22 protein-coding genes are annotated in these 24601 nt (G+C 67.3%); 11 read left to right on the plus strand and 11 right to left on the minus strand.

The window, feature by feature from the left end; genetic code table 11:
• The first annotated feature begins 85 nt into the window (after positions 1 to 85).
• The 8 genes from RR42_RS22095 (at position 86) to RR42_RS22125 (ending at position 11914) form a co-directional block, all read left to right on the plus strand.
• Positions 86 to 1087 carry a T6SS immunity protein Tli4 family protein gene (locus RR42_RS22095; RefSeq protein ID WP_236702154.1) on the plus strand — a complete coding sequence of 334 codons (1002 nt, stop codon included), beginning with the start codon at positions 86 to 88 and terminating at the stop codon, positions 1085 to 1087.
• Between the two features lie 117 nt (positions 1088 to 1204).
• Entirely contained in the window at positions 1205 to 1492 is a 288-nt protein-coding gene (locus RR42_RS38715; protein ID WP_082055043.1) for a PAAR domain-containing protein, read from the plus strand.
• Positions 1493 to 1598: 106 nt separating this feature from the next.
• Positions 1599 to 5153 (plus strand): ImcF-related family protein, encoded by a 3555-nt coding sequence (locus RR42_RS22100; protein WP_236702155.1) that lies wholly within the window; start codon positions 1599 to 1601, stop codon positions 5151 to 5153.
• Positions 5154 to 5199: 46 nt separating this feature from the next.
• Positions 5200 to 6774 carry a type VI secretion system protein TssA gene (gene tssA / locus RR42_RS22105; RefSeq protein WP_043353045.1) on the plus strand — a complete coding sequence of 525 codons (1575 nt, stop codon included), beginning with the start codon at positions 5200 to 5202 and terminating at the stop codon, positions 6772 to 6774.
• Positions 6775 to 6797: 23 nt separating this feature from the next.
• Positions 6798 to 8621 carry a type VI secretion system baseplate subunit TssF gene (tssF, locus tag RR42_RS22110; RefSeq protein WP_043353046.1) on the plus strand — a complete coding sequence of 608 codons (1824 nt, stop codon included), beginning with the start codon at positions 6798 to 6800 and terminating at the stop codon, positions 8619 to 8621.
• 71 nt (positions 8622 to 8692) lie between these two features.
• Entirely contained in the window at positions 8693 to 9670 is a 978-nt protein-coding gene (tssG, locus tag RR42_RS22115; RefSeq protein ID WP_082055276.1) for a type VI secretion system baseplate subunit TssG, read from the plus strand.
• Positions 9671 to 9729: 59 nt separating this feature from the next.
• Positions 9730 to 10335 carry a type VI secretion system lipoprotein TssJ gene (gene tssJ / locus RR42_RS22120; RefSeq protein ID WP_082055044.1) on the plus strand — a complete coding sequence of 202 codons (606 nt, stop codon included), beginning with the start codon at positions 9730 to 9732 and terminating at the stop codon, positions 10333 to 10335.
• A 178-nt stretch (positions 10336 to 10513) separates the two neighbouring features.
• Positions 10514 to 11914: an XAC2610-related protein gene (locus tag RR42_RS22125; RefSeq protein WP_043353047.1), complete on the plus strand. Its 1401-nt coding sequence runs from the start codon at positions 10514 to 10516 to the stop codon at positions 11912 to 11914.
• A 98-nt stretch (positions 11915 to 12012) separates the two neighbouring features.
• Here RR42_RS22125 and RR42_RS22130 read toward each other — a convergent pair whose 3' ends face one another.
• From RR42_RS22130 to RR42_RS22160, 7 genes are all read right to left on the minus strand, one after another.
• On the minus strand, positions 12013 to 13455 hold the full coding sequence (locus RR42_RS22130) for an amidase (RefSeq protein WP_043357600.1): 1443 nt from the start codon (positions 13453 to 13455) through the stop codon (positions 12013 to 12015).
• Between the two features lie 316 nt (positions 13456 to 13771).
• On the minus strand, positions 13772 to 14257 hold the full coding sequence (locus tag RR42_RS22135) for a hypothetical protein (RefSeq protein ID WP_043353049.1): 486 nt from the start codon (positions 14255 to 14257) through the stop codon (positions 13772 to 13774).
• A gap of 1 nt (position 14258) precedes the next feature.
• A complete protein-coding gene (locus RR42_RS22140; protein ID WP_043353051.1) occupies positions 14259 to 14714 on the minus strand; it encodes a c-type cytochrome in 456 nt (151 codons plus the stop codon).
• The gene (locus RR42_RS22145) at positions 14711 to 15232 is read right to left on the minus strand and encodes a methylamine dehydrogenase light chain (RefSeq protein WP_043353053.1); all 522 of its coding nucleotides are present in this window, start codon (positions 15230 to 15232) and stop codon (positions 14711 to 14713) included. The genes RR42_RS22140 and RR42_RS22145 overlap by 4 nt, the downstream gene beginning before the upstream one ends.
• 37 nt (positions 15233 to 15269) lie before the next feature.
• A complete protein-coding gene (gene mauD, locus RR42_RS22150) occupies positions 15270 to 15857 on the minus strand; it encodes a methylamine dehydrogenase accessory protein MauD (RefSeq protein ID WP_043353055.1) in 588 nt (195 codons plus the stop codon).
• Positions 15858 to 15864: 7 nt separating this feature from the next.
• On the minus strand, positions 15865 to 16488 hold the full coding sequence (locus RR42_RS22155) for a MauE/DoxX family redox-associated membrane protein (protein ID WP_043353057.1): 624 nt from the start codon (positions 16486 to 16488) through the stop codon (positions 15865 to 15867).
• Positions 16485 to 17699, minus strand: a complete 1215-nt coding sequence (locus RR42_RS22160) for an amine dehydrogenase large subunit (protein WP_236702156.1) — start codon at positions 17697 to 17699, stop codon at positions 16485 to 16487. Before RR42_RS22160 ends, RR42_RS22155 begins: the two co-directional genes overlap by 4 nt.
• Before the next feature lie 369 nt (positions 17700 to 18068).
• Here RR42_RS22160 and RR42_RS40750 point away from each other — a divergent pair, with 369 nt between their 5' ends.
• On the plus strand, positions 18069 to 18245 hold the full coding sequence (locus tag RR42_RS40750; protein ID WP_170301757.1) for a hypothetical protein: 177 nt from the start codon (positions 18069 to 18071) through the stop codon (positions 18243 to 18245).
• A 73-nt stretch (positions 18246 to 18318) separates the two neighbouring features.
• Here the strand turns inward: RR42_RS40750 and RR42_RS22170 are convergent, their stop codons facing one another.
• The 4 genes from RR42_RS22170 to RR42_RS22185 all read right to left on the minus strand — a co-directional run bounded on the left by RR42_RS22170 (position 18319) and on the right by RR42_RS22185 (position 22385).
• On the minus strand, positions 18319 to 18681 hold the full coding sequence (locus tag RR42_RS22170) for a translation initiation factor Sui1 (protein WP_043353062.1): 363 nt from the start codon (positions 18679 to 18681) through the stop codon (positions 18319 to 18321).
• 130 nt (positions 18682 to 18811) lie between these two features.
• A complete protein-coding gene (locus RR42_RS22175) occupies positions 18812 to 19678 on the minus strand; it encodes an isocitrate lyase/PEP mutase family protein (RefSeq protein WP_043353064.1) in 867 nt (288 codons plus the stop codon).
• 883 nt (positions 19679 to 20561) lie between these two features.
• Positions 20562 to 21260: a YceH family protein gene (locus RR42_RS22180; RefSeq protein ID WP_043353066.1), complete on the minus strand. Its 699-nt coding sequence runs from the start codon at positions 21258 to 21260 to the stop codon at positions 20562 to 20564.
• 159 nt (positions 21261 to 21419) lie between these two features.
• Positions 21420 to 22385 (minus strand): LysR family transcriptional regulator, encoded by a 966-nt coding sequence (locus tag RR42_RS22185; RefSeq protein WP_043353069.1) that lies wholly within the window; start codon positions 22383 to 22385, stop codon positions 21420 to 21422.
• Between the two features lie 90 nt (positions 22386 to 22475).
• Here RR42_RS22185 and RR42_RS22190 point away from each other — a divergent pair, with 90 nt between their 5' ends.
• Both RR42_RS22190 and RR42_RS22195 read left to right on the plus strand, forming a co-directional pair.
• Positions 22476 to 23480 (plus strand): Bug family tripartite tricarboxylate transporter substrate binding protein, encoded by a 1005-nt coding sequence (locus tag RR42_RS22190; protein ID WP_082055046.1) that lies wholly within the window; start codon positions 22476 to 22478, stop codon positions 23478 to 23480.
• Between the two features lie 7 nt (positions 23481 to 23487).
• A complete protein-coding gene (locus RR42_RS22195; protein WP_043353071.1) occupies positions 23488 to 24600 on the plus strand; it encodes a CaiB/BaiF CoA transferase family protein in 1113 nt (370 codons plus the stop codon).
• Position 24601: the final 1 nt, after the last annotated feature.

The following is a 24601-nucleotide window of genomic DNA, read 5'->3' on the forward strand; positions in this document are numbered from 1 at the left end:
GTTTCGCAGGGGCGGGCTGCTGGCGGGGTTTTTGCTCGCGTTGAGCTTGTCCGCCTGCGTGCGGACGGTTGCCGTGGAGCCCGTAATGACCAACAACCCCTTGCTTGCCGATCCGCGTCCGTGGTGCATTGGCCGACTTGTGATGGATCGCCCTGCGCGTAGCGGAATCAGCTACGAGAGGTACGAATACTGGGGCGACAAGATTGATATTGCCAAAGATGTCAGCTTGGGAACGTTCCAGCACGGCGTTGATGTGCGCGAAAGCGAGTTGCGAGCCAACAAGCGAATCTTATCCATCCCGCTCACCGATGAAATGATGAAAAAGGGGGGCAACGGTCTTCATAAGAGCGATGTTCCTTGGCTGGAGCAAGCCGTTTCGCCCACACCCAATTCACGCCTGTTGATTTTTAAAGACCTTGGGAGAGTGGACTACTCCTTTACCGCCGAGGGTTACGTGCTAGCCGGCAGCACGATGCTGACCATGAAGTCCCGCGTTGGTGGCAGTGAGGTACAGAAGTTCACGCAGCTCACAACGGATGTACACAAAAATATCACTTACCGCGATGATTGGACGGTTCCCACGGAACGCGGCTTTTGCATTCCGGGTGCGCTGATCGGCGGGCCTTCGCGCAACAGCGAACTGGCCGAGCAAACTATCGTGCTGCAATCCGACCGACCTTCCGCGTTCGTTATCAAGATGCGCGATGCGGTGGATGTGGATCAGCAATCGTCGCTGCTCAAGACCCTGCCCGATCTCCGCCGGCAGTTGCGCGGGCAAGGCAGCGTCCGGATTCTGCGCGAGGGCAAGCGCCAGGTTGCGGGCATGGAGGCCGAGGAAGTGCTGTTCTCCATCAGGGAAGGTGGGAGTCAGCTATACCGCTTCTACCTTTTGGCGCCGGGCAATCCCGATTCAGTAGCGCAGCCGCACACCGAAATCCAGTTGATGCTGGGGGATGCACTGACCGATGCTGACAAGGATGACGGAGTGAAGCCGGAAGAAGTGTCTTCGCTCGTCGATGAGGCCGGCGCGATCCAGGCGTGGGATGCGCTGCTCAACAGCATGCGTTTGCGACCGGGAGCGATGTGATGCGTCGTCACGGAAAACCGGAGCACTGGATTGACGCCGCCGAGGCTGGCAAACGGCAATCGGTCTGGTATGCAGCGCATCCTTCAAAACCTTTAAAACCGTGAGAGCGGCATAGCAATGAGGCGTTACGACATTTTAAAAGGTGACTCGACAACGGCCGGTGGCATTGTCGAGGGCGGTGACGCCAACGATCGGGTGGGGGGGCGCGAACAAGCTTATGAAGGCGATCCTGTATGGTGCCCGGCCTGCAACTCAATGGGAAGGATTGTGTGTGAGGGGCCGCGTCAGTCGATGAGGGGCGAGGACGGGCGTGAAGCCGCGTTGAGCGATGACCTGTGCGTTTGCCGCTGCACCACGAGTCCGCGCCTTGTGCCATCCCAATACACCTCGTACACGGACGTTTGATGCATCGGGGGGCGCATGCCGTCCGCTTTCATCATCACGAAGCGCTGCTGGTACGGACCATGGGCATTTGCATGAAAAAGTTTGGGAAGCCATGAAGAAACTACGAATGGATCTGCTATCCCTGCTAGTGCTTGCACTCCTCGCAGGCGGAGGCATCGTGATCTGGGGGGAGCGCCTTGGCATCAAGACACCCGAGGAAAGAGGGATTTGGTTGTCTGTGGCGGCATGCTGCACGATGGTGCTGGCCATCATCGTGTCCTTTGACCGCCTGGGCCGCTGGTCGGATGCGATGCGCACGCTTGGGAAATGGCTTCGCATTCGCCGCCCCGAAATGGCTGGCACCACCCAGGCGATCGTGCTCGCCGCGGATGCGCCGGCAAAGGCGGCTTCGAGGGGGGGCGAACCACTTCGCCAAACCTTGAAGCAACAACACGGCCTGCGCTGGCGCTACCGCCAGCCCTGGCTGCTCCTCACCGGCGACGACGCCGCCATCGCCCGGCTCCTGCCCGAACTGGCGGAACAAGGCTGGCTGATCACCCCCGACGCGGTGTTGCTATGGAGCAAGACCGGCAAGGAGGGCTGGCCGGAGGCCGACTGGCTCAAGCAACTCTACCGGCTACGCCGCCGCCGTCCGGTGGATGCGGTGATTTTCACAACGGACAGTGCCACGGATCTGCAGGCGCAGCGCCGCGGCGCCCATCCCGATGGAATGCGCCTGGCGCGCATCGCCGAGTTGCTGCGCTGGTCCGCCCCGGTCTACCTGCTGGATGTGGCGCAGGCGAGAACGGTGGCCCACGGCCTCATGCCGGTCATCGGTTGCGAGCTGCCGCGCCAGGCGGACGCGGATGCCATCGAGGGCGCGTTGCGCACGCTGCGCGAGCAGCTGGCGCAGCGCCTCGTCGTGCAACTGAAGGACGGCAACCGCGACCGCTATATGGGGGAGCTTTCCCAGCGGCTCGACACCCGCGGCAAGGCGCTCGCCGACTGGATCGCCGGATGGGGGGGCCGGCAGCGCTGGCGCATCGCCGTGGACGGCATCGTCTTTGCGCCGTATCCCCGGCCGGTCGCCGGTGACGCGGACGTGCAGAGCAGCATCGACCTGCCGCTGTGGCACTACCTGGGCGAAGCCGCCCGCCGCCGGCCGGGGCGGCGCGTTGGCTGGCACCCGGTCACGGTGTCTGCCATCGTGGGCCTGACGGCCATCGGCTTGTGGAGCGCCGGCATGCTGATGTCCGGCGTGGTGAACAGCCGGGACATGCACGCCGCCCGGCAATCCGTGGACGACTTCCAGTCGGCGCCCAACCCGGCTGCGCGCCTGCGCGCGCTCATCGCCTTGCAGCAGCAGATCGAGCGCTACGAGTACCGCACCCAGCATCACGCGCCGCTCGCGACCCGCTTTGGCCTGAATCGCGATCCGGCGGTCCTCGCCGCGCTGTGGAAGCCTTACGCGCAGGCCAGCCGCGAGTTGCTGGTCGCGCCCGTGCAGCGGGATCTGGAGGCGTCGCTGGTGGATCTCGCGCAACTGCGCACCACGGTGCTGGACGCGGCCACCAACCGGGTGGCGCTGAGCGGCCACCAGGCGCTCAAGACCTATCTGATGCTGGCCAACCCCGAGCGCGCCGAGCCGGCCTTCCTGGCCCCGCAGCTGGTGCGGCATTGGTCCACCGATGCCAGGATCACCCCGGGCGAGCGGCAGGATCTTGCCGAGCGCTTGCTCACCTTCTATGCGGAGCACCTGAAGTCCAACCCGGCCGGACGCATCGAGCCGCGGCCTGAGCTGGTCGCCGGCGCGCGCCAGACGCTGCTGGCCGTGATCGGGGAGCGCAATGCCGAGGACACCATCTACCGGGGCGTGATCCAGGCCTTTGGCGAGAGCGCTGGCAGCAAGTATCCGGACCAGACCCTGGCGGCGCTGACCGCCGGCACCGATCCCCGGGGGCTGGTGCGAGCTGCCGCCATCGTGCCCGGGGTCTTCACCCGCCAGGCCTATGAGGGCTATGTGGCGCCCGCGATCGAGCTGGCCGCCAGGCGCACGGAGATCGCCAATGACTGGGTGCTGACCGACGGCAAGCCACTGCAGCAGCAAGCCGCGAGCCGTTCGGCCGAAGCGCTGCAGGCGGCCCTGACCGAGCAATACTTTGCCGACTACGCCGAGCGCTGGCAGGACTTCATGAACAGCCTGCAATGGGAGGCCGCGCCGACCCTGCCGGCTGCGATCGCGCAGCTCAAGCTGATGGCCGATGCGCGCCAGTCGCCGGTGATCGCGCTGATGAAGTCGCTCGAATACCAGGGCGGGGCCGGTGCCCGCAAGGACTCGCTGTCCGACACGCTGGTGGCCAGGACGCAGGATCTGCTGGGCAAGAAGCCGGCGGGGCCCGAGGTGGCGAAGCCCGACGCGGCGGGGCCGCTGGGCGCGGCCTTTGGCCCGGTGCTGCGGCTGGTGGCGCAGGGCCAGCTTGGCACCAACGCTGGCACCCATGCGGGCGCCAGCGGTGACCTGAGCCTGCAACGCTTTCTTGACCGCGCGACGGCACTGCGCTTGCGCCTGCAGCAGGTCGGCAACAGCGCCGATGCCGATGCGCAGGCCCGCCAGATGGCGCAGGCGCTGTTCCAGGGCAAGGGCTCTGAGCTGGCCGACACCCACGCCTATGCGCAGCTGATGGCGGCGAGCCTCGGCAGCCAGTGGGCGGGCATGGGCGAGACGCTGTTCGTGCGGCCCATCGCGCAGGCCACGCAGACGGTGCTGCAACCGGCGCAGGCGAGCCTGAACGACGCGTGGCGCCAGAGCATTGCGATGACGTGGAGCCGCTCGTTTGCCGGGCGTTACCCGTTTGCCGACACCGCCAACGATGCCTCGCTGGTTGAACTGGCGCGCTTCCTGCGCCCGCACAGCGGCTTGATCGGGTCCTTCCTCGGCACGCAGCTGGCGGGCGTGCTCGAGCTGCAGGGCGATCAGTGGCTGCCGGCAGCCACCGGCGGGCAGGCGCAGTCCTTCGATCCGGCCTTCCTCAACGCGATCAACACCTTGCAGCGCCTGGCGGCGCACCTGCTGGCGCAGGGCGAGCCGCAGTACCGCTTCGCGTTCAGGCCGATCCCGACCCCGGGCCTGATCGACACGCTGCTGACGCTCGATGGGCAGACGCTGCACTACTACAACCAGCGCGAGACGTGGCAGGCGATGACGTGGCCGGGCAAGACCCTGCAGGACCCGGGCACCCGGCTGCAGTGGCAGACCGAGCGCGCCGGCACCAGCAAGAGCTACGAGTTCGGCGGCCGCTGGGGCCTGGTGCGGATGCTGGAGCGGGCGCACATCGAACCGGTGGATAGCGCGAACTACCAGCTGACGTGGCAGGCAAGGCCGGAAGAGCTGGATGGGATGGACGGGCAGGAAGCGCTGGAAGGGCCGAAGGCCGGTGCCGAGCGCCAGGCCGATGCGCACGGCCGGACCTTTGCCGAAGATCCCGACAGCCTGACCGCGCGCAGCGCCCAGGCGCCCGTTGCGGCGGACGTGACCTATCCGGTGCGCTACCTGATGCGCACCGAGGTCGGGCAGGGGCCGCTGGAGATGCTGGCGCTGCGGGGCTTTGTGCTGCCAACGCGGATCTTCGTGGGCCGGGAGCCGCAGGCGGCGGCCCGCGCCGTGCCCGGCCCGCGCAGGTAGAGACAGACAGGGACAAACGCAGACAGACAGGGACAAACGACAAACCATGTTTAACAACCTTCTCAACGCGCTCTTCGGCGCGCGTGCCCCTGCGGATCTCGCTCGCTCCACGCAGGCGCGCTGGGACCCATGGCTGCAGCCCATCCGTCCCGATGCCCCGGCCGGCGACGATCCGGGCTACGACGACGACTTCCTCGCCATCAAGGATGAGGTTGCCAAGCTGTCCGGCGTGAACGACACGCTGATCGTCGAGTCCGCCGAGCGGCTGCTCAAGCTGACCGCCAAGGACGCGCGCCTTGCCGTGTATTACGTCTACGGGCGCATGCGGCGCGATGGCGCCGAGGGCGTCGCCGCGGGCTTCGAGTTGCTGTCGGCACTGCTCGACCGTTTTGGCGCCCGGCTGCTGCCCGCCCGGGCCGAGAGCCGCAAGGCGGCACTCGAATGGCTGGCCGGCGCGACGTTCACGGACCGGCTCGACCGGGTGCCGGGCCTGGCCGGCGCGCCGCTGGAACGTACCCTGTCGGCGCTGGCGCTGATTCTCGAGCGCACGGCGCAGTGGCCGGAACCGGCGCGTCCGGCGCTGGATGGGCTCATCCGCCGCTTCGCGGGCCGGGTCGAGTCACCTTTTGCCACCGGCAACCCTGGCGGAGACGCGCCATCCGGGCCTGCGGCCGCCTCGGTCCTGCCAGCCCCGGGCGAGGTGGCCTCGACACGTGATCTGCTGGATCGGGCGCGCCAGATGGCACTGTACCTGCGCCAGCAACCGCAGGGCTACCTCGCGGCCTACCGCCTGATGCGCTGCGTACGGTGGGATACGTTGACCGAGATCCCGCCGCACGAGCACAGCGGCAAGACGCGCCTGGTGGCGCCGCGCGCCGAACTGCGCGCCCAGCTCAAGCGCCTGATGCTGCAAAAGCAGTGGCCGGAACTGCTCGACCGCATCGAGCAGGCCTTCGCCGAAGGCGCCAATCATTTCTGGCTGGACCTGCAGTACTACGCTTTCACGGCCCAGGATCAGGCAGGCGGCGCGTACGGCCGCGCGCGCGACCTGCTTGCCACCGACTGCGCACTCATGCTCGAACGCCTGCCCGGCCTCGATCAACTGGCCTTCACCGACGGCACACCGTTTGCGGATGACACCACGCTGGCGTGGATCGCGCGCCATGCCACCGTACGCAATGTCGAGCGCGGCGAGCCCATGGCGCCGGTATCGGTCGCGTCCGCCAGCACCGACTGGGCGGAGACGCAAGCCCAGGCGGCGGACCTCGCCGCCCAACAAAGCCTCGATGCCGCGTTCGCCTGGCTGCAGGGCCTGCCGGCGCCGGATGGCGAGCGCGACCGCTTCGTGCGGCAACTGGTGATGGCGCGCGTGGCCGAACGTGCGGCCCGGCCGGACACGGCGTTGCACTTGCTGGGCGCGCTCGAGAGGAACGCGCAACGCTTTGAGCTGGCCACCTGGGAGCCTTCGCTCGCGTTCGATGCCAAGCAACAGCTGCTGCGGTTGCTCAAGGCCCGCATGACGCGCAAGGATGTGGACAAGGCCGCTCTTGCCCAGCGTATTGAAGCCCTGGTCGGCGATCTGACCGCCATCGACCCGGCCCGTGCCGTGGCCATCGCCTGACCGGCGAGTTAACTGAGAGCCCCATGACCGACCCCACCCAAGACAACGAAATCCTGCGCTACTACGAAGCGGAAATGCGCTACCTGCGCGAAGCCGGGAAGGAGTTCGCCCAGGCCTTTCCCGACCGTGCACGGATGCTCAATATTGACGGCATCGGCGAGCGCGATCCCCATGTCGAGCGGCTGTTCGAGGGCTTCGCCTTCCTGATGGGGCGGCTGCGCCATAAGCTGGACGACGAGCTCCCGGAGCTGACCGAAGGGCTGGTCAGCATGCTGTGGCCGCACTACCTGCGGATGATCCCGTCGCTGTCGATCCTCGAGGTGTCCCCGAACACGGACACGTTGCAGCGCCACGAAACCCTGCCGGCCGGACTGGAGGTGCAGTCCGACCCCGTCCCGCTTGGCACGCAGGCCGCCGGCGGCAATGATGCCGTGCAATGCATCTACCGGACCACGCAGGCGGTCGATTTGTACCCGCTGCGCCTGACCGAGGCCAACGCCTATGCGCGCGAGGATGGCCGCTCGGTGATCCGGCTCAGGCTCGAAATACATGCGCAGGCACTGCGCGAGCAACTGGCGGTGCCGCGCCTGCGGCTCTACCTCCATGCCGACCGGCCATTGGCGCTGGCGCTGTATGCCGCGCTCACCGCCCGGGCGCAGGCCATGCAGGTGCGCATCCCCGGCTACCCGGCTGACCACCCGGGCGTGCCACAGGCAATGCCCGGCCTGGCGCTGGAAGCGGCCGGCTTCGACACGCAGGCGCGCCTGTGGCCCAAGCCGGACAATGCCTTTGGTGGCTACCAGTTGCTGCTGGAGTACTTTACCTTTGCCGAGAAGTTCATGTTCGTCGACCTGGTGGGGCTGGACATGGCCGCCATTCCCCCGGGCGCCGGGCACGTCGACGTGGAGGTGGTGCTGGCCAGGCCGTTCCCCGGCGACATGCGCTTCTCGGCCGAGAACGTGCGGCTCTTTTGCACGCCCATCATCAACCTGTTCGAACTGGAAGCCGACCCGATCACGGTCACGCACCTCGAGACCGAGTACCGGGTGCGGGCCATGGAGCAACACGGGCAGCATGTCGAAGCGTACTCGGTCGACACCGTGCGGGGCTTCGAGGCAGCGAACGGCGCGCGCTTCGAGTACGCGCCGTTCGCCGCCTTTCGCCACCGGGGTGGCATGCTGCGCCACGAGATGCCGGAGCGCTACTTCCACACCCGCATGCGCCGCGGGCCCTCGGGCAGGTTCGACACCTGGGTGGTGCTTGGCGGCCATGTCTGGGAGCAGCAACAGACCCTGCCCGAGGAGACGCTGTCGCTGTCGGTCACGGGCACCAATGGCATGCTGCCCCGCAAGGGTCTGCGCGAGGCCGGCATTACGCAGATGCGCAGCGGGTTCGCCAACGTCAGCGCCGTGCGCAACCTGACCGCGCCGACCCTGCCGGTGTACCCGCCCACCGCCGAGCGCTTCCACTGGCGCGTGCTGTCGCACCTGGCGCCAAACTACCTGTCGCTGCTCGATGCCGAGGTCCTGCGCGGCAGTCTTGCACTCTACGACTGGACGCAAGGCGAGATGAACCGCCGGCGCATCGACGCCATCACGGACGTGCGGCACCGGCCCCTGCAAAAGCTCGTCAAAGGCGGCCTGCTGCGCGGCGTGGAGATCGAGGTGGTGCTGGACAGCACCCGCTTTGCCGGCGAGGGCGATGTCGCGCTCTTCGGCGAGATGCTCAGCCGGTTCCTGGCGCTCTATGCCACGCTGAATCTGTACACCCGGCTGGTGATCGTGTCGCAGCCAAGCGGCAAGCGGCTCGCCTGGCCCGACAGCAAGGCAGAGGGGGCACCGTTTTGAGCCTGCCGAATCCGCCCGCAACCGGGGCGCAGCGCGCCTTGCTGCCGGCGCTGCTCGCCCGTGCGCCGCAGATGAACTTCTTCCGGCTCTGCGAACTGATCGAGTTGTCCGCGCCGCGGTGTCCGGCGCTGGGCACGACCGATTCCCCGTCCAATGAACCGGTGCGCTTCCGCTCGTATGGGCGGCTGGGCTTCCCGGGGCGGGAGATGTATGCGGTCGAGCACGACGGCGACCACCCCGAGCGAGCGCCAGTGGTGCGGACCACCTTCCTGGGCCTATACGGAGTCGATGCGCGCATGCCGTCCTACTTCGTGGACGAGATCGCCCAGCGTCGCGACGGGGCAGAGCCGCTGGCGGTCTTCCTGGACCTGTTTCACCACCGGATCGTCACGCAGTTCTACCGCGTCGCGCGCAAGTACCGCTATCCGGTGGGCTTCCGGCGCGGCGGACAAGACGCCGTGTCGTGTTACCTGCTGAGCCTGCTCGGGCTGGGCTTCGGCAGGCCGGGTGCCGAAGAGAGCGTCCCCACACGCAAGCTGTTGTCGATGCTGGGGCTGGCCAGCCAGCGCACACGTACCGCCGAGGGCCTCGCCGGCGTGCTGCAGCATGCCGTGCCGGACGCGCGCATCACGGTGGAGGAGTTCTACCCCGTGTGGGTGCACCTCGACGCCACCGACCGGATGCCGCTGGGGGAAAGCTGTGTGCTCGGGCGCGGCTTTTATGACCGCGCAAACACCGTACGCGTGGTGATCGCGCCGCAGGCGCGCGACTCGGTGCTGGGGCTGATGCCGGGCCGTGCCCTGCACCGGGAGGTGACGGCGCTGTTGCGCTTCTACCTGGGCTATGAAGCGTGCGCGCATCTGGAGATGCATGTGAGGCCCGCGCTGATGCCGGCGCCGGCCCTGAATTCGGACCAGGTGAGCCTGGGCTACACCACGCAGCTCAGGCAATCCGACGAAGCCGAAGCCACGGGCGCCGGCGATGCCGTCACCCGTGTGCAGCTCGGCAACTGGCGCGGGCACAGCTCGGCGCAGCCAACGCAACGCTGAACCCGCACTGTCAATGAAACCAAGCAATACGCTACAGCGACACAGAGAGGATCAACACGATGAGGCGACAGCTTCGAAACGGCGCCCTACTGCTGGTTGCCACCCATATAGCCGGCTGCGGCGTGGGCCAGGCCGTCAAGGACAGCACGGTGGAGGCGGCGAAATGGGCCTTCACGACCCAGGTCAAGACCATGCGCCTCGATCTGACCAGCCGGTCGTCGTCAAATACAAGCGGCGCCGGGCAATCGTTGTCGACGGTGGTGCGGATCTACCAGTTGAAGACGCCGCAGGCCTTTGAACAACTGAGCTATGCGCAGTTGCAGACGAATGACCTCGTGGCCCTCAAGCCGGATCTGCTGGCGACCAAGGACGTCATCCTGCGCCCCGATGCGAGCGTGAGCCTGAGCGAGCCGATGCATGCCGAGGCGGAGTATGTCGGGGTCATCGCGCTGTTGCGCAGCCCCGGCAAGGAGACGGTCTGGAGGCTGGTGGTGCCGAAGAAGCAGTGGAAGAAGACCGATCCAGTCAGGATCGAGCTGCGAGGCAGCACGCTGGAGCTGGCGGGAGCCAGCTTTGATGGTCCCGGTGCTGCGGATGGCGCTGGCATTGCGCGTTTTGCCGGCACGCTCCGCGATAGTAAGTGCATTACACCGCATGTAAGCTAAGCTGCGGCTTATGACAGTTCGCAGGAGGACTTGGCAAGACGGCATGGCATCGAGGCAGTTGCTTGCGAGGCCATGCCAGCGCCTCCTTTGAACGGAAACGAATACCTGATTCCGGACTTTCAATGCCCGGGCCTTTTAGCCAACCGACTGCATTCCTGCAATTTCCCGACATATCGCCGTGCTGCTCCCCATTCGCTATAAGGCCACATTTGCCAATTCTGCCGCTACCGCCGCTCTGGCCTTTGCTCTCGCGTGCATGAATTCGGCTTTCGCGGCCGACTTCCTGGCGCCAGGCATTTATCGTGTCGAGCCAGACTCCCATCTGAGCCCGCCCAACAGAATGCCGGAGGCCGAGACAAGCCGCGTCAAGGAGCGCTTCGAGCACGCCCTGCCCAAGTCGGCGGATATCACCTATGCCGTGGTGTCGCACGAACCCGGTTCGGACGGCAACAGGGTGCACTTTCTTGTAGACAAGGACTACAGGACCGACGTGAACTCCGCGAACAAGCTATGCGTGGCCTACGCCTTTCCGGGCTGGAACGACTACTCGGCATCCCAGCCGTTCTGCCGAACCAACATCAGTAACGAGTCTGAGGCACTGCTGAGGCGGCGGACGACGGCGGCGTTCACCGTGACCTGGCAGCCCAGGACGACGTACCTGAGCACCGAGACCATTCGGCCACAACGCAAGCCAACGGCCGACGAGGTCGGCGCTTGCGCGCTTGGCGTATGCAGCTCCGAGGCGTATGGCAAGGGGGTCGACCATTATGAGATGGCTTACTACACGGATGGCTTTGCCCTCGACAGGGTCCGCCCTTACCGGACAATTTTGTATCTCACCAAGGCGGTGCCACTGTTTGCCCGAACCGAACGTGACACGATCCTGACCCGTCTCGACGCGGGGACTTATGTTCCCGTCCTCTCCACGGATGCGCAATGGTACGAAATCGAGCGCGTCGGGCGGGACGGCTCGATCACCCACGGCTGGATCGACCGCGACGATGCGGTCGCGGTGAATTGGGTTGCGCAACGTGCCGGAACCAGCAGTTTCCTGTTTCGCGTTGCATTTATCGAGGACGAGCTCACATCCGACTCTCCGCAGGCGGTCGCCATTGAAATCATCGACCGGAAAACCGGAGTTCGTACTCAGGTCATTCGCGACTTCGATTCCGATCCCGGCTTTGCGGCGCGCGCGGACGCCTTGCGCGTGGTCGACGCCAATTTCGACGGCTATCCGGACATTTCGATTTTTGGCATGTCGGGAGGCGCCGGACCGAACAGCTCCGAGAACTTCTTCTTGTTCGACGCCGCCAGGCAACGGTTCGTTTTTGATGAGACCTTGTCGGGACTGTCGCAGATCGCCATCGACTCCCGCACGCGCTCTGTTCACTCGGCGCAGCGCAATAGCTGCTGCAGCCACTCGGGGCAAACCTACCGTTACGCCGGCAGAACGCTGACGCTGGTTTCGACCTGGGACGAAAGCCTGACGGCTGACGGCAAATGGCTGGAGACAACCATAGGCCGCGCGCGCAATGGGAAGCTGCATTACCAGACACGACGAACAAAACCGGAGCGGTGATGCAACAGGGGCGGCGTGGCGCATCCCGCCCGCGGTTTGCGCGATGGCCCGTTGAATGCGCAATCCTCAAGCCCATGCCTCAAGCCTCACGCGGTCCTTTACCCCATCATCGCCGACGGCAATCGCTTCCCAACCCAATCCCGCTCTTCTTCATAGGCCCGCGCCAGGCGCAACACCGACAGATCGTCCCGCGGCCGCCCAATCAACTGCATCCCCATCGGCAACCCCTGCGGCCCAAATCCCACCGGCACGCTAATCGCCGGACATCCCGACAGCGTCCAGGGAAACACCACTTCCATCCAGCGGTGATAGGTATCCATCTCGCGGCCGGCGATCTGCTTTGGCCAGGGCTGGTTCACATCGAACGGGAACACTTGCGCGGTTGGCACCGCGATGTAGTCGAACTGCTTGAACACGCCTAGCAGCGCTTGATACCAGGCGCTGCGCTCCATGCTGGCGGCATAGACGTCGCTTGCGCTGAGCTTGAGCATGCCTTCGATCTCCCAGATCGCGGAGTCCTTGAGCAGCGCGCGCTTGGCCGGGTCCTGGTAGAGGGGCAGCATGCCGTTGCCGGCCAGGAAATGACGGTGCACCAGCCAGGTCTTCCAGAGCCGTTCCGGCGAGAACGGGGGCTTGATGGCTTCCACCTGCACGCCAAAGGCCGGGAATGCGTTGAGGGCATCCTCGCACAGCGGCAGGATGCCGGCTTCCATGGGCAGGTAGCCGTCCCAGTCGCCCAGCCATGCCACGCGCTTGCCCTTGAGGTTGGTCTTCAGCACGTCGGCCACATTGGCCGGGGTGAGCGTGGCCAGCACCGGGTCCTGCGCGAGTGCCTGCGGCGTGCGCGCATCGGGGCCGGCCTGTGTGGCCAGCAGCAGGGCCACGTCGGCGACGGTGCGTGCCATGGGCCCTTCGTAGCCGAGTTGCTGGATAAAGACTTCCGGGGCGGGGCCGTAGGGCACGCGGCCGGCGCTGGGGCGCATGCCGTAGACGTTGCAAAAGCCAGCCGGGTTGCGCAGCGAGCCGCCGAAGTCGCTGCCGTCCGCCACCGGCAGCATGCGCAGCGCCAGCGCGGCGGCCGCGCCGCCGCTGCTGCCGCCGGCGGTGCGGTTTGCATCAAAGGGATTGCGGGTGGCGCCGTAGACGGGGTTGAAGGTTTGCGAGCCCAGGCCGAACTCCGGTGTGTTGGTCTTGCCGATCAGCACGGCGCCGGCGGCGCGTGCGCGCTCCACGATGATGGCGTCCGCCGTGGGCACGTTGTCCCGAAAGATGGGTGAGCCGAAGGTGGTGCGGATGCCGCGCGTGAGCGCCAGGTCCTTGGGGGCTTGCGGCATGCCGTGCATCCAGCCCACGGAGCCGCCGGCGGCGAGGGCCTGGTCGCAGGCGGCGGCTTCGCGCAGCAGCACTTCGGGCTCACGCAGCGCGACGATGGCGTTGGCGCCGGGATTCACCCGTGCGATGTGGTCCAGGTAGGCCGCCATGACTTCGCGGGCCGACAGCTTGCGGGCATGGATCTCGCGCGAGAGTTGCCAGGCCGGCATCATGACGATGGGGTTCGGGCCACCAGCCGAGGTGGCGGGGCCCGATGTGCCCGATGTGCCCGATGTGCCCGGTGCGCCGTTCTTGCCGGCGGGGGGCGCCGCGCTGGCGCCGCCGGAGGCGACGCCCGCGGCGATGCCGGCTAGCGTGGCGCCTGCCAGGTGGCCCAGCAAATGACGCCGCGAAGGTTGTCCGGGGGCGGGGCCATCGACTGCGTTGCGCGCATTGCCGCTATCACGGTCTGTGTTGCCTGTGGGGGTCATCGTGTCGTTCCTCGTTCCGGGCTGTTGTCCCGCGTCTTTGTTTTGCGTGAGTTTGTCACATTGGCCCGGGGCTCGCGCGGGCGGTCTTGTCCTGCGCCGGCGTTGCGCCACCGCCCAGGATCGCCGCGCGATGCGCGCTCACGTCGTCGAGCGGCTGGCGGCGATAGCGGCCCACCTCCTCGGTGCTGAACGCCTGCACGTCGTCGCGGCCGGTGAGCGCGGGCATCAGCCAGTTCATCAGCCCTGCGATCTGGGCGTCGCTCAGGGCGGAGGCCGAGGTGCCCGGCACCTGGATCAGGAAAGCGCGCCCGGCCGGCGTGGCAAGCAGCAAGGGCACGGTCTCGCGCATGTCGGGGATGCCGGCCGAGGGCTTGCCGCGTGCATCGGGCTGGTGGCAGCCCGAGCAGTGCAGCAGGTAGTTGTCGCGCGCCTGGCGCAGCTCGTTCTGCGCGCTCGCGGTCGTGGCCAGCGTGGCCAGCGCCAGCAGGCATAGCCCGCGCCGCGCGGCCGCGCGCAGGGTGCGTGCGCTGCGCGATGCCATGCTATTGCCCCGCCTCGCGCAGCTTGCGCACGGCGCCCGGGGTCTTGCGCTCGGCGCGTGCGCGGGCCAGCGTATCGGTGCTCACGGCCTGCTCGGGCGCGCCGTTGCTCACCGCCAGCCACGACAGCACGGCGGCCAGCGATGCATCCGGCAATGTGGCGAAGCCGGGCATGACGCCGTTGAACGACTGGCCCTGCGACTGGATCGGGCCAGCGAGGCCGTGGGTCAGCACATTGGCCAGGTAGGCCTGGCCCGCCGGCGTGGCGAGCCGCTCGCGCAGCGCGCCGGCCAGCGGCGGCGCCACGCCGGCGATGCCGGAGGCATCGGCATTGTGGCAAGCGGCGCAGTGCGTGCCGAACAAGGCCTTGCCCTGGTCAGCCAGCGACTGCGCAAGGGCGATGCTTGCGGGCGCCACGCATGCCAGGCACAGCGCGAGGCGTGAGAGAGACCGTTTCATTCCTGGACTCCGAGAATGATCGAGGTGGTGCAATGGAACATGGTGCTGTCGTTGCTCATGCACCAGTTCACATCGTTGTGCACCCCCAGCCGGTAGCCCGGCCGTTCGCGCTCGTTGGTGTTGCACTCGCAGCGCCCGCAGGTGGTCTTGCCGCAGCAGTCGTTGTAGCTGACCATGTAGCTCCTGCCGTCGGCCGGGTTGTGGCAGGTGCCGACCCACGACACGCGCGAGGGCTCGGTGCCGGGCGGGCAGGAGGTGGAAGTGCCGCCGCAGCATGCGCACAGAAAGCCATCCACCGCGCAGTACTTCCAGTAGTCGCAGGCGGTTTCGTCCTGCGCTTGCGGGCCGGCGGCCTTGCTGCCGCGTGCTCCCGCCGCGTGCGCGCTGCGGTCAAAGGGCAGCACCGGCAGCGCCATCGTCCCCACCATGACCTTGCCGAGCGTGGCCAGCACGCTGCGCCGGCCCGTGCGCTGCGCCGCGCGCCGGGTCTGGTGTTCGAAGAATCGGTCCATCCACATGGTTTTTCTCTCCCTGCCTTCAGTGCATTCAGTGCTTTCAGGCATGCGTTTCGAGGAACTGCTGCACCGAGCCCACGTTAAGGTCCATCGCGGTGAACAGGCTCTCCAGCTGCTCGCGCGAGTTCACCAGGCCCTTGGCGCGCAGCGTGCCGCGCTCGTCCATCAGCACGCCGTACGGCAGCTTGCCGATCTGCAGGTGCATGCCGAGCTCGGGCGATAGCACATAGGGGAAGGCTGCCAGCCCGGCCTGGCGCAGGAAGGCCAGGTGCTCGGGCTGTTCGCCGTCGGAGGCGAGCACCACGCGCAGCCAGCCTGCCTCGCTGGCCTGCATCGACTTGAGTACCGGCAGCAGCTTCTTGCAGACCGGGCAGGTTGGCGAGAGAAAGAACAGCAGCGTGCTGCGCGGCTGCGCGCCACCCACCGCCACCGGGCCGCCACGCACGTCCTGCAGGGCAAAGGGCGGCAGCGCCTCGCCCACGCGCGGGCCGGCGTCGATCACCAGCGCGCCCATCGGCGCGACGCGCTCGAACAGGATGCCGACCTGGCGGGCCAGGGCATAGAAACCGAAGAGCAGCGCCAGCACGGCGATCCACAGCACGATATTGGCAATCACAAGAGCAGTCATGGGAGTCTCACGAGAGGGGGGAATGCGTAGGGTGGCTGGAAGCGAGGTGGCCGGTGCGGCGGGCAGCGCGGTCGGCATTGACCAGCAATTGCGTGGCGCCAAGCCAGAGCAGCAACAGCGCGAGCGCGCAAAAGCCGGCGGCGAGGGTGTCGAGCCGCGTGAACGCACGGGGGGCCGTGCCGTCCGCCAGTCCGGCAGCAGCGATCGCGGCCAGCACCAGCACCGCGAGCAGGCCAAGGTTGCGCAGCAGCAAGCCGTTGGATAGCCGCAGGTTGTCGGCGTCGCTGCCGCAGCCGCAGCGGATGTCGCGCCGCCCGCGCAGCAGGTTGATGCCCACCGCGCCGCTGGCTACCGCCACCACGCATGCCGCCAGCAGCGCCGCGCCCGGGTGCAGCGGCGCGGCAACCAGCGCCGCCACGCTGGCCGTCTCGGCGCCCAGGTAGGCAAGCGCAAGCGGGCGCGACCATGCGTCGGGCACCAGCCGGTAGGCGCTGACGGCGCCCCGGAAGCCGGAGAAGTCGCGCAGCTTGGGCCACAGGGAGTGCGCGAGCACCAGTGCGGCAGCGGCGGAGCATGCCGCCACCACGACCGGATCGCGCAGCACGTCGGAGACCACGGCGGCGGCGCTCATTGATGCAGCTCCAGCTGCACCGCGTTCTCCGCCACCTGGTCCAGGCGCGCCACGGGCTTGAGGCCCCGGGCCGGGTCCAGCGATACCACGCCGGCCCTGGCGGCGTCCAGCACATACAGCGTCGGCCGCGGCCCTTGCGTGACGGTGAGCGCCAGCGCGTTCTGCCCCGGCGCGCGGGCGATGCGCTTGTGCTGCGCCAGGTCGATGGTCCAGATCTCGGCGGCGGGGGTCTTGTGCGATCCCTCCTTGCTGCGCGGATGCATGCCCAGGTACAGGCGGCCCGTGGCTGCGTGCAGCGCGAACAATTGGTAGCCGCCCGGCTTCCAGCCTGCCTTGCGGTCCGCCGCGTCCACCACGGGCCAGGGCTGCGCAAAAACCGGCGTCTCGCCTGCGAGATCCGCGCTATAGACGTTGCCGTTGAAGGACACGAAGGTCAGCGTGTTGCCCGCGCGCTCGCTGTGCAGGAAGACCGGATCGGCATCGGGATCGAACATGCGCGCACTGCGCTTTTGCCCGCCGGGCTGGCCGGCGGCGTCATGCGTCACCGTCAGCATGGTGCCGTCGCTGCACAGGGTGCGAAAACGCTGGCTGGACGCCTCGGTGGCAAATATGCCCCAGCAGCCCGGGGTTTGTGCCTCCGCCACGAACTTGCCGGCCTGCAGGTCGATGATGCTGACCGAGGTGGCGGGCGTGGCATTCTGCACATAGAGGAAATGCCCGTCGGCGGATACCGCGGCGATGCCCCGGTAGTTCAGGGACTGTGCGTGCTTGGGCGGGATCACGATCTCGCTGCGGTAGGCCAGCGTGGCGGTGTCGTACAGGCTCACCACATCGGCCCGCTCGCCGCGCGCGAGCCGCGTGTAGAACGTGGAGATCACATACAGCGTGCGCTTGTCCGGGGACAGCACGCTCTGGCCGCCGAACCCGGTGGGCACCAGCCCAAGGTAGCGCATGCGCTTGCCGTCCACCACGTGCAGGCGCCCGTCCACCATGTGCTTGAATGCCACATCGGAGATGTAGAGCCGGCCATCGTCGGCAGGCGCGAGTGGTTGCACGGAGAGGGTTTCCGGCTGCAGTTCGGCGGTGCTGGCGGCGTCGCTGGCGTTGGCGGCGGCGGCTGGCAAGGCTAGCACGCTCAACATCGTCGCTGCGGCTACGCTGCGTACCACGCCAGGCCGTCGGGTGATGGCCCTGGTGCTTACCTCGTTCACTGGATGGCTCCTTGGGATGCGCTTTGCGATGGGGCCAGTCTACGAACGGGGGCGGCGCGGGCGTTATCCGAAATCGGCAACGGCGGCACAGGGATATTCACCAATGCGGGCCGGGCTGCGCGGCACGCCATCCGGCATCAGGGCGAACCTGCAGCGCTGCTGTGCACGCAGCGCCATGCCAGGGGGCAAACGCCAGGGCGCAGGCTTATCCGTTTTCGGAAACGGAGCAGAATAGCCGGTGGGGATGAAGAGGGCGAAGGCGGCGTGGCCGGGGTGGCAAAAGCGGCGGCTAATGCGGCTGCGCAGCGGCGCCGGAACGGGCCGAGGCTGCCACCATGCTACGATCCGCGCCTTATACGGAGAATGACGATGTTTTATACCTGCCAGAACCAGTCGTGCCAGACGCGTTGGGACCCCAAGGACGTTACGGTCAAGGACGAAGGCCAGGGCCCGCTGTTTCGCTGCCCGGTGTGCAACTCCCGCAACCCGGTCGTGCCCCAGCGCAAGTCCGACGGCACCATCGTCTACAAGCAGCGCACCCGCTAGGAGGCCGGCTAAGGGGCTGATCAAGGCCTTTCATGGCCTGCTCATGGCCTGTTCATGCGCCGCCCAGAGGCGCTCAGCCTCCGGCCCGCTTGACGGTCATCCCGCGCTGCTTGAGTTTTTCCACGACCGTGTCGCAGTGGTCGCCCTGGATTTCGATCACGCCGTCCTTGACGGTGCCGCCCGAGCCGCAGGCGGCCTTCAGTTCCTTGCCCAACTGCGCCAGCGACAGCGCGTCCAGCGCCACGCCGCGCACCAGCGTCACGCCCTTGCCCTTGCGGCCCTTGGTCTCCCGCGACACCCGCACGATGCCGTCGCCTTGCGCGACGGGCCGCGCCTTGCCGCAGGTGCAGGCCGCCAGCGCATTGCCGCAGCCGGGGCACATGCGGCCGTGTTCGGTGGAGTAGACCAGCGAGCTGGCGGGTTTCGGGTGAGACATGACAGGCGTTCCGGGTGACGGGCTGGCTGGCGCAGCCCGGGGCAGGCAGCGTACGACAAGCGCGCGGCGCCTGCAAGAGGGCGACGGCGCATTTCAGGTGCCGCTTGCTGCCCTCGCCAGCGGCCGTGGCTCACTCGCCATAGCGCTGCCCCTGCGCGATCAGCTCCGGCGTACCGATGACGCCGTTCAGCCCGTCGAAATCCAGCATGGCATCGCGCATCGGCGCGGTGGTGCCATGTTCGAGCAGGCTGCTGTAGTAGCGCTTCATCTGCGCGCCGATGAAGCGCACCACGCCACCCGGGAAGATCACGATGCGAAAGCCCCGGCCGGCGAGTTCGGCAGCGCTCTGCACGGGCGTCTTGCCGCCTTCCACCATATTGGCCAGCAAGGGAACGCGCCCGGCAAAGTGCGCGCAGACGCGAGCCATGTCTTGCTCGGTGCGCAAGGCTTCGATAAACAGCGCGTCGACGCCGCATGCCACATAGGCCTCGGCGCGTTCGATCGCCGCGTCCAGTCCCTCGATGGCCACCGCATCGGTGCGGGCCAGGATCAGGGTCCGCGATGAAGCGCGCGCGTCCAGCGCGGCCTTGAGCTTGCCGCACATCTCGGCTGGCGTGACAACGCGCTTGTTGTCCAGATGGCCGCAGCGCTTGGGAAAGGTCTGGTCTTCCAGCTGGATCATGGCCGCGCCGGCGCGTTCCAGCGTGCGCACGGTCCGGATCACGTTGAGCGCATTGCCGTAGCCGGTATCGGCATCGACGATCAGCGGCAGGTCGACGCGGTCGGTGATCCTGCCGACGATATCCACCGTCTCCGTGGCGGTGGTCAGGCCCACGTCCGAGCGCCCGAGCTGCGTGTAGGCCACGGCGGCGCCAGACAGGTAGAGTGCTTCAAATCCCGCTTGCGCGGCGACCAGCGCCGAGAACGCGTCGTAGACGCCGGGCACCAGCAGCACGCGCGGTTGGCACAGGCGGTCGGCGAGGGATGGAGTTGTCATTGGTTTTTTCGGTGTGGCGGCCCATGGCCGGCGTGGAAAACGCCGGCATGGCGCTTGCCCTTCGATGGGGTGTGGTGCCGCATGATAGCGAATAACGAGCGAGCGCCCAGCCACTGGCGCGAGGTGCGCCATGTCCATACATTAGGGAGCGAAAGTGTCAGAGCGAAAGATGCCCGGGCCTTCGTTGAAGGCGCTCACCAGGCACGCGATGCCTGCATCGGGCCCGGGTGGCTTGACGGTGGGGCGCTTGTGCGGCGCCCCTTGCGCACTGTCGATGGCGCCGCCTAGCGCCCGGCAGGGCTCCCGTAAAACGCACCAGTGCGGGGATTCGAAACGATGTAGGTATTGCGTCTTGCCCAAGTCTGGGCAGCCATGAAGACTTCAGGCTCGCGCTGGCTCCAGTCACTCGTCATGAGTGGTGCAGCCTCCTGCTCCGTCGTGGCATACACGACGGCCTGGTGAAGGGCGGCCCGGCCTTGGCTTCCTGGAATGGTAATGGTGCGAATCGTCACGCGCATCGTCAAAGGCCTCAACGTGTTTGGACTGCAAAGTATGGCTGCCTTTCAAGGACAGATTTGTGACAGCGGAGTGTCCTGGTCTGCCCTGGAAGGCTGCGCCATGGGAGCTTGGCGAAGCCGTGACAATCTGGTTTGCGGCCTCGCGGTGAACAGGGAGCATTCATGCCCGATCATACGCGCAAGCACTAATCGGGCCAACGACATCTGTTGTGGCGCGTCGACAGGCCGGGAACCGCGTGCGGCGGGCACCGTGGCCATGCGGTTTCCGGCGCGAGCGGGTTCGCGGCCGGCCCGGGTAAAAAATGGTCTATCAGGCACTCTTTCACCGGCTGGAGAATGCGATCTCCTCGCGCCTGAGCTCGCGACTAAGGCGCCCCCTTGTCGATCGCAATGCCGAGTTCGCCCGCCATGCGCTCCACCAGCGCCTGAAGCCGGTTCACCTTTTCAGCCAGTTCCTTTTGCTCGGCCTTGAGCGACTCGAATTCGGAGGGTGAGATGCCGTCGTCGGTGCCGCCGCGCTCGGGGATATCGTCCACGCTGACTTCGCCGCACAGCAGGTGCATCCAGCGGTTCTCTCGCCCGCCGGGAGCGCGCGGCAGCTTGACGACGAAGGGTGGTTCGGCGGCGGCCAGTTCTTCCAGGAATACCTCGACCGACGAGATGTCGGCAAATGCGTGCAGGCGTGCGGAGTTCAGCCTCAGCTCCGCGGCTGTCTGGGGCCCGCGCAGCAGCAGCGTGGTGAGCAACGCGACCGACTGGCTCGGCACGCCCAGCACGCGTTTCATGTTCTGCTCGAATCGCGGCACGCGGCTGCTGCTGCCTTCCATGGCCAGGCTCAGGCGTTTCAGGCCATCGATGGCAGTGAGGATCTCGGCCTCGGAGGCATTCATCACCGGTGCGCGCGCGGTCTTTTGGTTGCAGCCGGATGCCAGTGCGTTGAGCGACAGCGGATAGGTGTCCGGCACCGTATGCTGCTTTTCGACCAGCACGGCCAGCACGCGCCCTTCAAGCTGCGTCAGGGAACGGATGGCCGGGCGTGCGGGGGTGTCGGGATTGGGATTCATGAGTGGTATCGCTAGGTGAAGCTGCCTGCCCCGGGCTGATGCGCGGATCCGCGGATCGTGGGCCAGCCGGGAGCGCCTTGTTTGGTGGGCATATGATATCCGGTCAGGGGGCGGGGCTATGTGAGTTTGCGTGAACCTGGCAACCCGTCCGGCGCCTCCCTAAGGGTTGCCGGCTTCCTGCAGCGCATTGGCGATCAAGGTGACCGCCGGCGCAACTGCCGCATCCCGTTGGGTAATGAACACCATCCGCCCGGAGGCGAACGGCGTGCGCAAGCGCACCTGGTGCACCATGGACGTCTGCGCGTAGTGGCGCACGGCGCTGGCCGGCGCAACCGTCAGGAAGCCACTCGCGGCAACCATCGACAAGCTGCTGTGAAATGAGATGGATTCGATATGCGGCACGGGCGGCAACTGACCGCTATCGAGAAACGGCTGCTCGAAGACCTCCCGCGTGTGGGTGCCGCGCGGCGGCAGGATCCATGGTCCTTCATGCAGTGCCGGCAGGCTGACCTCGCGGCGCCTGGCAAAGGGGTGGTCCCGCGCGCAGGCAATGGCCAGGTGTTCGTCCCATAGCGGCGTGATGGCCAGCCGTTCCCGCGATTGCGCGGGATGGCCGGTTTCCAGCCGGCCGATGACGCAGTCGAGCTCGCCACTGGCGAGCAGCCCGAGCAGGCCGCTGACGGTGTGCTCCCTTACCTGCAAGCGCGGCAGCACACCCTGCCGGCTTAGCGCGGCGATCATCCTTGGCAGCACGTTGACCCCGACCAGCGGCAGCACGCCCATGCGCACCAGCGGGATCTCCGGGCGGGCCGCCAAGGCCTCGCTGGCTGCATCCAGGGCGCCCAGTGCAATGCGCAAGCGCTCCAGGGCGCGCTCGCCCGCCGGGCTCAGGCGGCCGCCTCGCGTAGTGCGCTCGATCAGCGTGCAGCCGAAGGCTTGCTCCAGCTCCTGCAGCATCTTGGTCACCGCCGGCTGGCTGATGTGCATGACCTCGGCGGCGGCGGTCAGGGAGCCGGTTCGCGCCACCAGGTCCAGCAGCCGCAGATGGCGGATACGCAGGCGGTCGATCCGGTTCGGATGGGCGGCGCGCGCCGCAGCCACGCGCGAAGGGGAAACCGTTGCCATAACCAATCCTGATGGATTCATAAGAACTGGATCATTGTCTCGAATGATGGCGCGGCGTGACAATCGGGCAAAACCAGAAAGGAGACCGAGATGCCTGCATCCATCTGCCGCACGCGTCGCCTGATGCTGCGGACCCTGCTGACGCTGCCCGTTGCGGCAGCATCCGGCACGCCGGCTTTGGCGTTTGCCGTGGACAACTACCCCAGCCGCCCGATTCGCCTGGTGGTGCCGTATGCCGCCGGCGGCGGCCCGGATATCCAGGCGCGCAAGCTGGCCGAAGTGCTGGGCAGGGAGCTTGGCCAGCCCATCGTGGTGGAGAACAAGGTGGGCGCGGCAGGCATCCTTGCCGCCGAATCCGTGGCGCAGCAGCCGGCTGATGGCTACACCTTGCTGCTGGGCGCCTCCACCCACGTCGCGCAGAAACTCTTGCAGCCAACCGTCAAGTTCGATCCTGCGGCGTTCACCCACGTGATCCGCATCGGCGTCAGCCCCGCCGTACTGGTGGTGGGGGCGAACTCCCCGTACCGCACCGTGGGCGAACTGGTGGCCGCCGCGCGGCACTCGCCCGGATCGCTGAACTATGCATCGGGCGGCATTGGCTCGGCCGCGCATATCTGCGGGGCGGCCTTCGCATCGGCGGCAGGCATCAACGCGGTCCATATCCCCTACAAGGGCTCGGTGGAAATCGTGCCGTCGCTGATCAAGGGGGACACGCAATTCGGCTTTCCGGTAGCGGCCACCGCCGTGCCGCAGATCGGCAACGGCAAGGTGCGCGCGCTCGCCGTGACCTCGGCGCAGCGGATCCCCGGGCTGCCAGGCGTGCCGACCCTGAGCGAGGCGCTTGGGCGCAGCGATCTCACGCTGGATTCCTGGAGCGGCATCTGGGCTCCGGCAAACCTGCCGAAGCCCTTGGTGGCGCGCTTGCATGCCGCCATGCTGAGGGCACTGGCGGATCCCGGGCTGCGCCGGTTTTATGCCGAGACAGGGGCGCTCATCGAGCCGAGCCCCACACCCGAATCCTTCACCCGCCTTGTCGCCGAGGAAACCGCCAGGATGCGGCAGGTGATCGAGAAAAACCACATCACGATCGAGTGAGCCTGCCATGTCTATCACGGCTTCCCATTCATTTACCCCGCTCGCGGGCATCCGCGTGCTCGATTTCTCGCACGTCATCGCCGGTCCCTTCGCCACCTTCCTGCTGGCGCAGCTCGGGGCCGACGTGACCAAGGTGGAAAATGCCAACGGCGGCGATGTCATGCGCCGCACCGCACGGGGCCGCGAGGGTTTCGTCGCGCTCAACGCTGGCAAGTCGTCGCTTGCCCTCGACCTTGGCAGCGAACAAGGGCGCCAGCATGCGCTGGAGCTCGCCGCCACTTGCGATGTCTTCGTCGACAACCTGCGGCCGGGGGTGCTGGAGCGCTTCGGGCTCGGCTTCGAGGCAGTGCTTGCGCTGAATCCGCGCGTGGTCTACTGCAGCATCTCCGGCTTTGGGCGCGGCGCGCCGGCATGGCGCGGCCGGCCCGCTTACGACCACGTGGTGCAGGCCGCCACCGGCATGGCCTACATGGCGGGCAATGAGGGCGACCCGCCCATCAAGACGGGGTTCCCGGTCATCGACTCCGCCACGGGGCTGCTCGCCGCCTTCGCCATCCTTGCCGGCGTACGCGACAGCGAGCGCACCGGGCGCGGCATGCTGCTCGATATCTCCATGGCCAGCGCCGGCATGCAGCTGATGTACCCCATGACCTGCGACGCGCTCACGCACGGCGCCACGCCGCCCCGGCAGGGCAACCAGGGCTACTCCGGCAGCCCCTCCGCCGATTTCTTCCGCACGCGCGACGGCTGGCTGGCCATCGGCGCGAACACGCCAGGCCAGTTGCTGGCATTGCTCGAAGCGCTGGGCCTTGGCCAGCTTGCGCGGGATCCTGCCTTGTTCAATCCGCCGCTGGAACGCAGCGGCCTGCCTGCCTTTGTGCGCTCGCTCGATCCGGGCGCGCTCAAGGAGGCGCTCGCCGCCGCGCTGGCCGATGGCCTGGCCACGGAGCTGGAAGCGCGGCTTAGCGCGTGCGGCATTCCGGCCGCGCGCCTGCGCAACATCGCGGAGTTTGCCGCCGAATCCCGGGACAACGGCAGCCTGGAAACCATCGAGCTGCGCGATGGCGATGCCGCAGTGCTGTCGCCGGGGCTGGGCTTCCAGGTGCGCACAGGGCGCTAGG

Origin of the sequence: Cupriavidus basilensis, from assembly GCF_000832305.1 — a bacterium.
Classification (GTDB): domain Bacteria; phylum Pseudomonadota; class Gammaproteobacteria; order Burkholderiales; family Burkholderiaceae; genus Cupriavidus; species Cupriavidus basilensis_F.

What these genes read in the sequence shown, in the direction of transcription:
- RR42_RS22180 (WP_043353066.1), bottom strand. Translation starts at nt 21,260, where the DNA reads ATGAATCCCAATCCCGACACCCCCGCACGCCCGGCCATCCGTTCCCTG.
- tssA (WP_043353045.1), top strand. Translation starts at nt 5,200, where the DNA reads ATGTTTAACAACCTTCTCAACGCGCTCTTCGGCGCGCGTGCCCCTGCG.
- RR42_RS22190 (WP_082055046.1), top strand. Translation starts at nt 22,476, where the DNA reads ATGCCTGCATCCATCTGCCGCACGCGTCGCCTGATGCTGCGGACCCTG.
- RR42_RS38715 (WP_082055043.1), top strand. Translation starts at nt 1,205, where the DNA reads ATGAGGCGTTACGACATTTTAAAAGGTGACTCGACAACGGCCGGTGGC.
- RR42_RS22185 (WP_043353069.1), bottom strand. Translation starts at nt 22,385, where the DNA reads ATGGCAACGGTTTCCCCTTCGCGCGTGGCTGCGGCGCGCGCCGCCCAT.
- tssF (WP_043353046.1), top strand. Translation starts at nt 6,798, where the DNA reads ATGACCGACCCCACCCAAGACAACGAAATCCTGCGCTACTACGAAGCG.
- RR42_RS22135 (WP_043353049.1), bottom strand. Translation starts at nt 14,257, where the DNA reads ATGGCATCGCGCAGCGCACGCACCCTGCGCGCGGCCGCGCGGCGCGGG.
- RR42_RS22155 (WP_043353057.1), bottom strand. Translation starts at nt 16,488, where the DNA reads ATGAGCGCCGCCGCCGTGGTCTCCGACGTGCTGCGCGATCCGGTCGTG.
- tssJ (WP_082055044.1), top strand. Translation starts at nt 9,730, where the DNA reads ATGAGGCGACAGCTTCGAAACGGCGCCCTACTGCTGGTTGCCACCCAT.
- RR42_RS22175 (WP_043353064.1), bottom strand. Translation starts at nt 19,678, where the DNA reads ATGACAACTCCATCCCTCGCCGACCGCCTGTGCCAACCGCGCGTGCTG.
- RR42_RS22195 (WP_043353071.1), top strand. Translation starts at nt 23,488, where the DNA reads ATGTCTATCACGGCTTCCCATTCATTTACCCCGCTCGCGGGCATCCGC.
- RR42_RS22170 (WP_043353062.1), bottom strand. Translation starts at nt 18,681, where the DNA reads ATGTCTCACCCGAAACCCGCCAGCTCGCTGGTCTACTCCACCGAACAC.
- RR42_RS22130 (WP_043357600.1), bottom strand. Translation starts at nt 13,455, where the DNA reads ATGCCGGCCTGGCAACTCTCGCGCGAGATCCATGCCCGCAAGCTGTCG.
- mauD (WP_043353055.1), bottom strand. Translation starts at nt 15,857, where the DNA reads ATGACTGCTCTTGTGATTGCCAATATCGTGCTGTGGATCGCCGTGCTG.
- tssG (WP_082055276.1), top strand. Translation starts at nt 8,693, where the DNA reads ATGAACTTCTTCCGGCTCTGCGAACTGATCGAGTTGTCCGCGCCGCGG.
- RR42_RS22145 (WP_043353053.1), bottom strand. Translation starts at nt 15,232, where the DNA reads ATGTGGATGGACCGATTCTTCGAACACCAGACCCGGCGCGCGGCGCAG.
- RR42_RS40750 (WP_170301757.1), top strand. Translation starts at nt 18,069, where the DNA reads ATGTTTTATACCTGCCAGAACCAGTCGTGCCAGACGCGTTGGGACCCC.
- RR42_RS22095 (WP_236702154.1), top strand. Translation starts at nt 86, where the DNA reads ATGACCAACAACCCCTTGCTTGCCGATCCGCGTCCGTGGTGCATTGGC.
- RR42_RS22140 (WP_043353051.1), bottom strand. Translation starts at nt 14,714, where the DNA reads ATGAAACGGTCTCTCTCACGCCTCGCGCTGTGCCTGGCATGCGTGGCG.
- RR42_RS22100 (WP_236702155.1), top strand. Translation starts at nt 1,599, where the DNA reads ATGGATCTGCTATCCCTGCTAGTGCTTGCACTCCTCGCAGGCGGAGGC.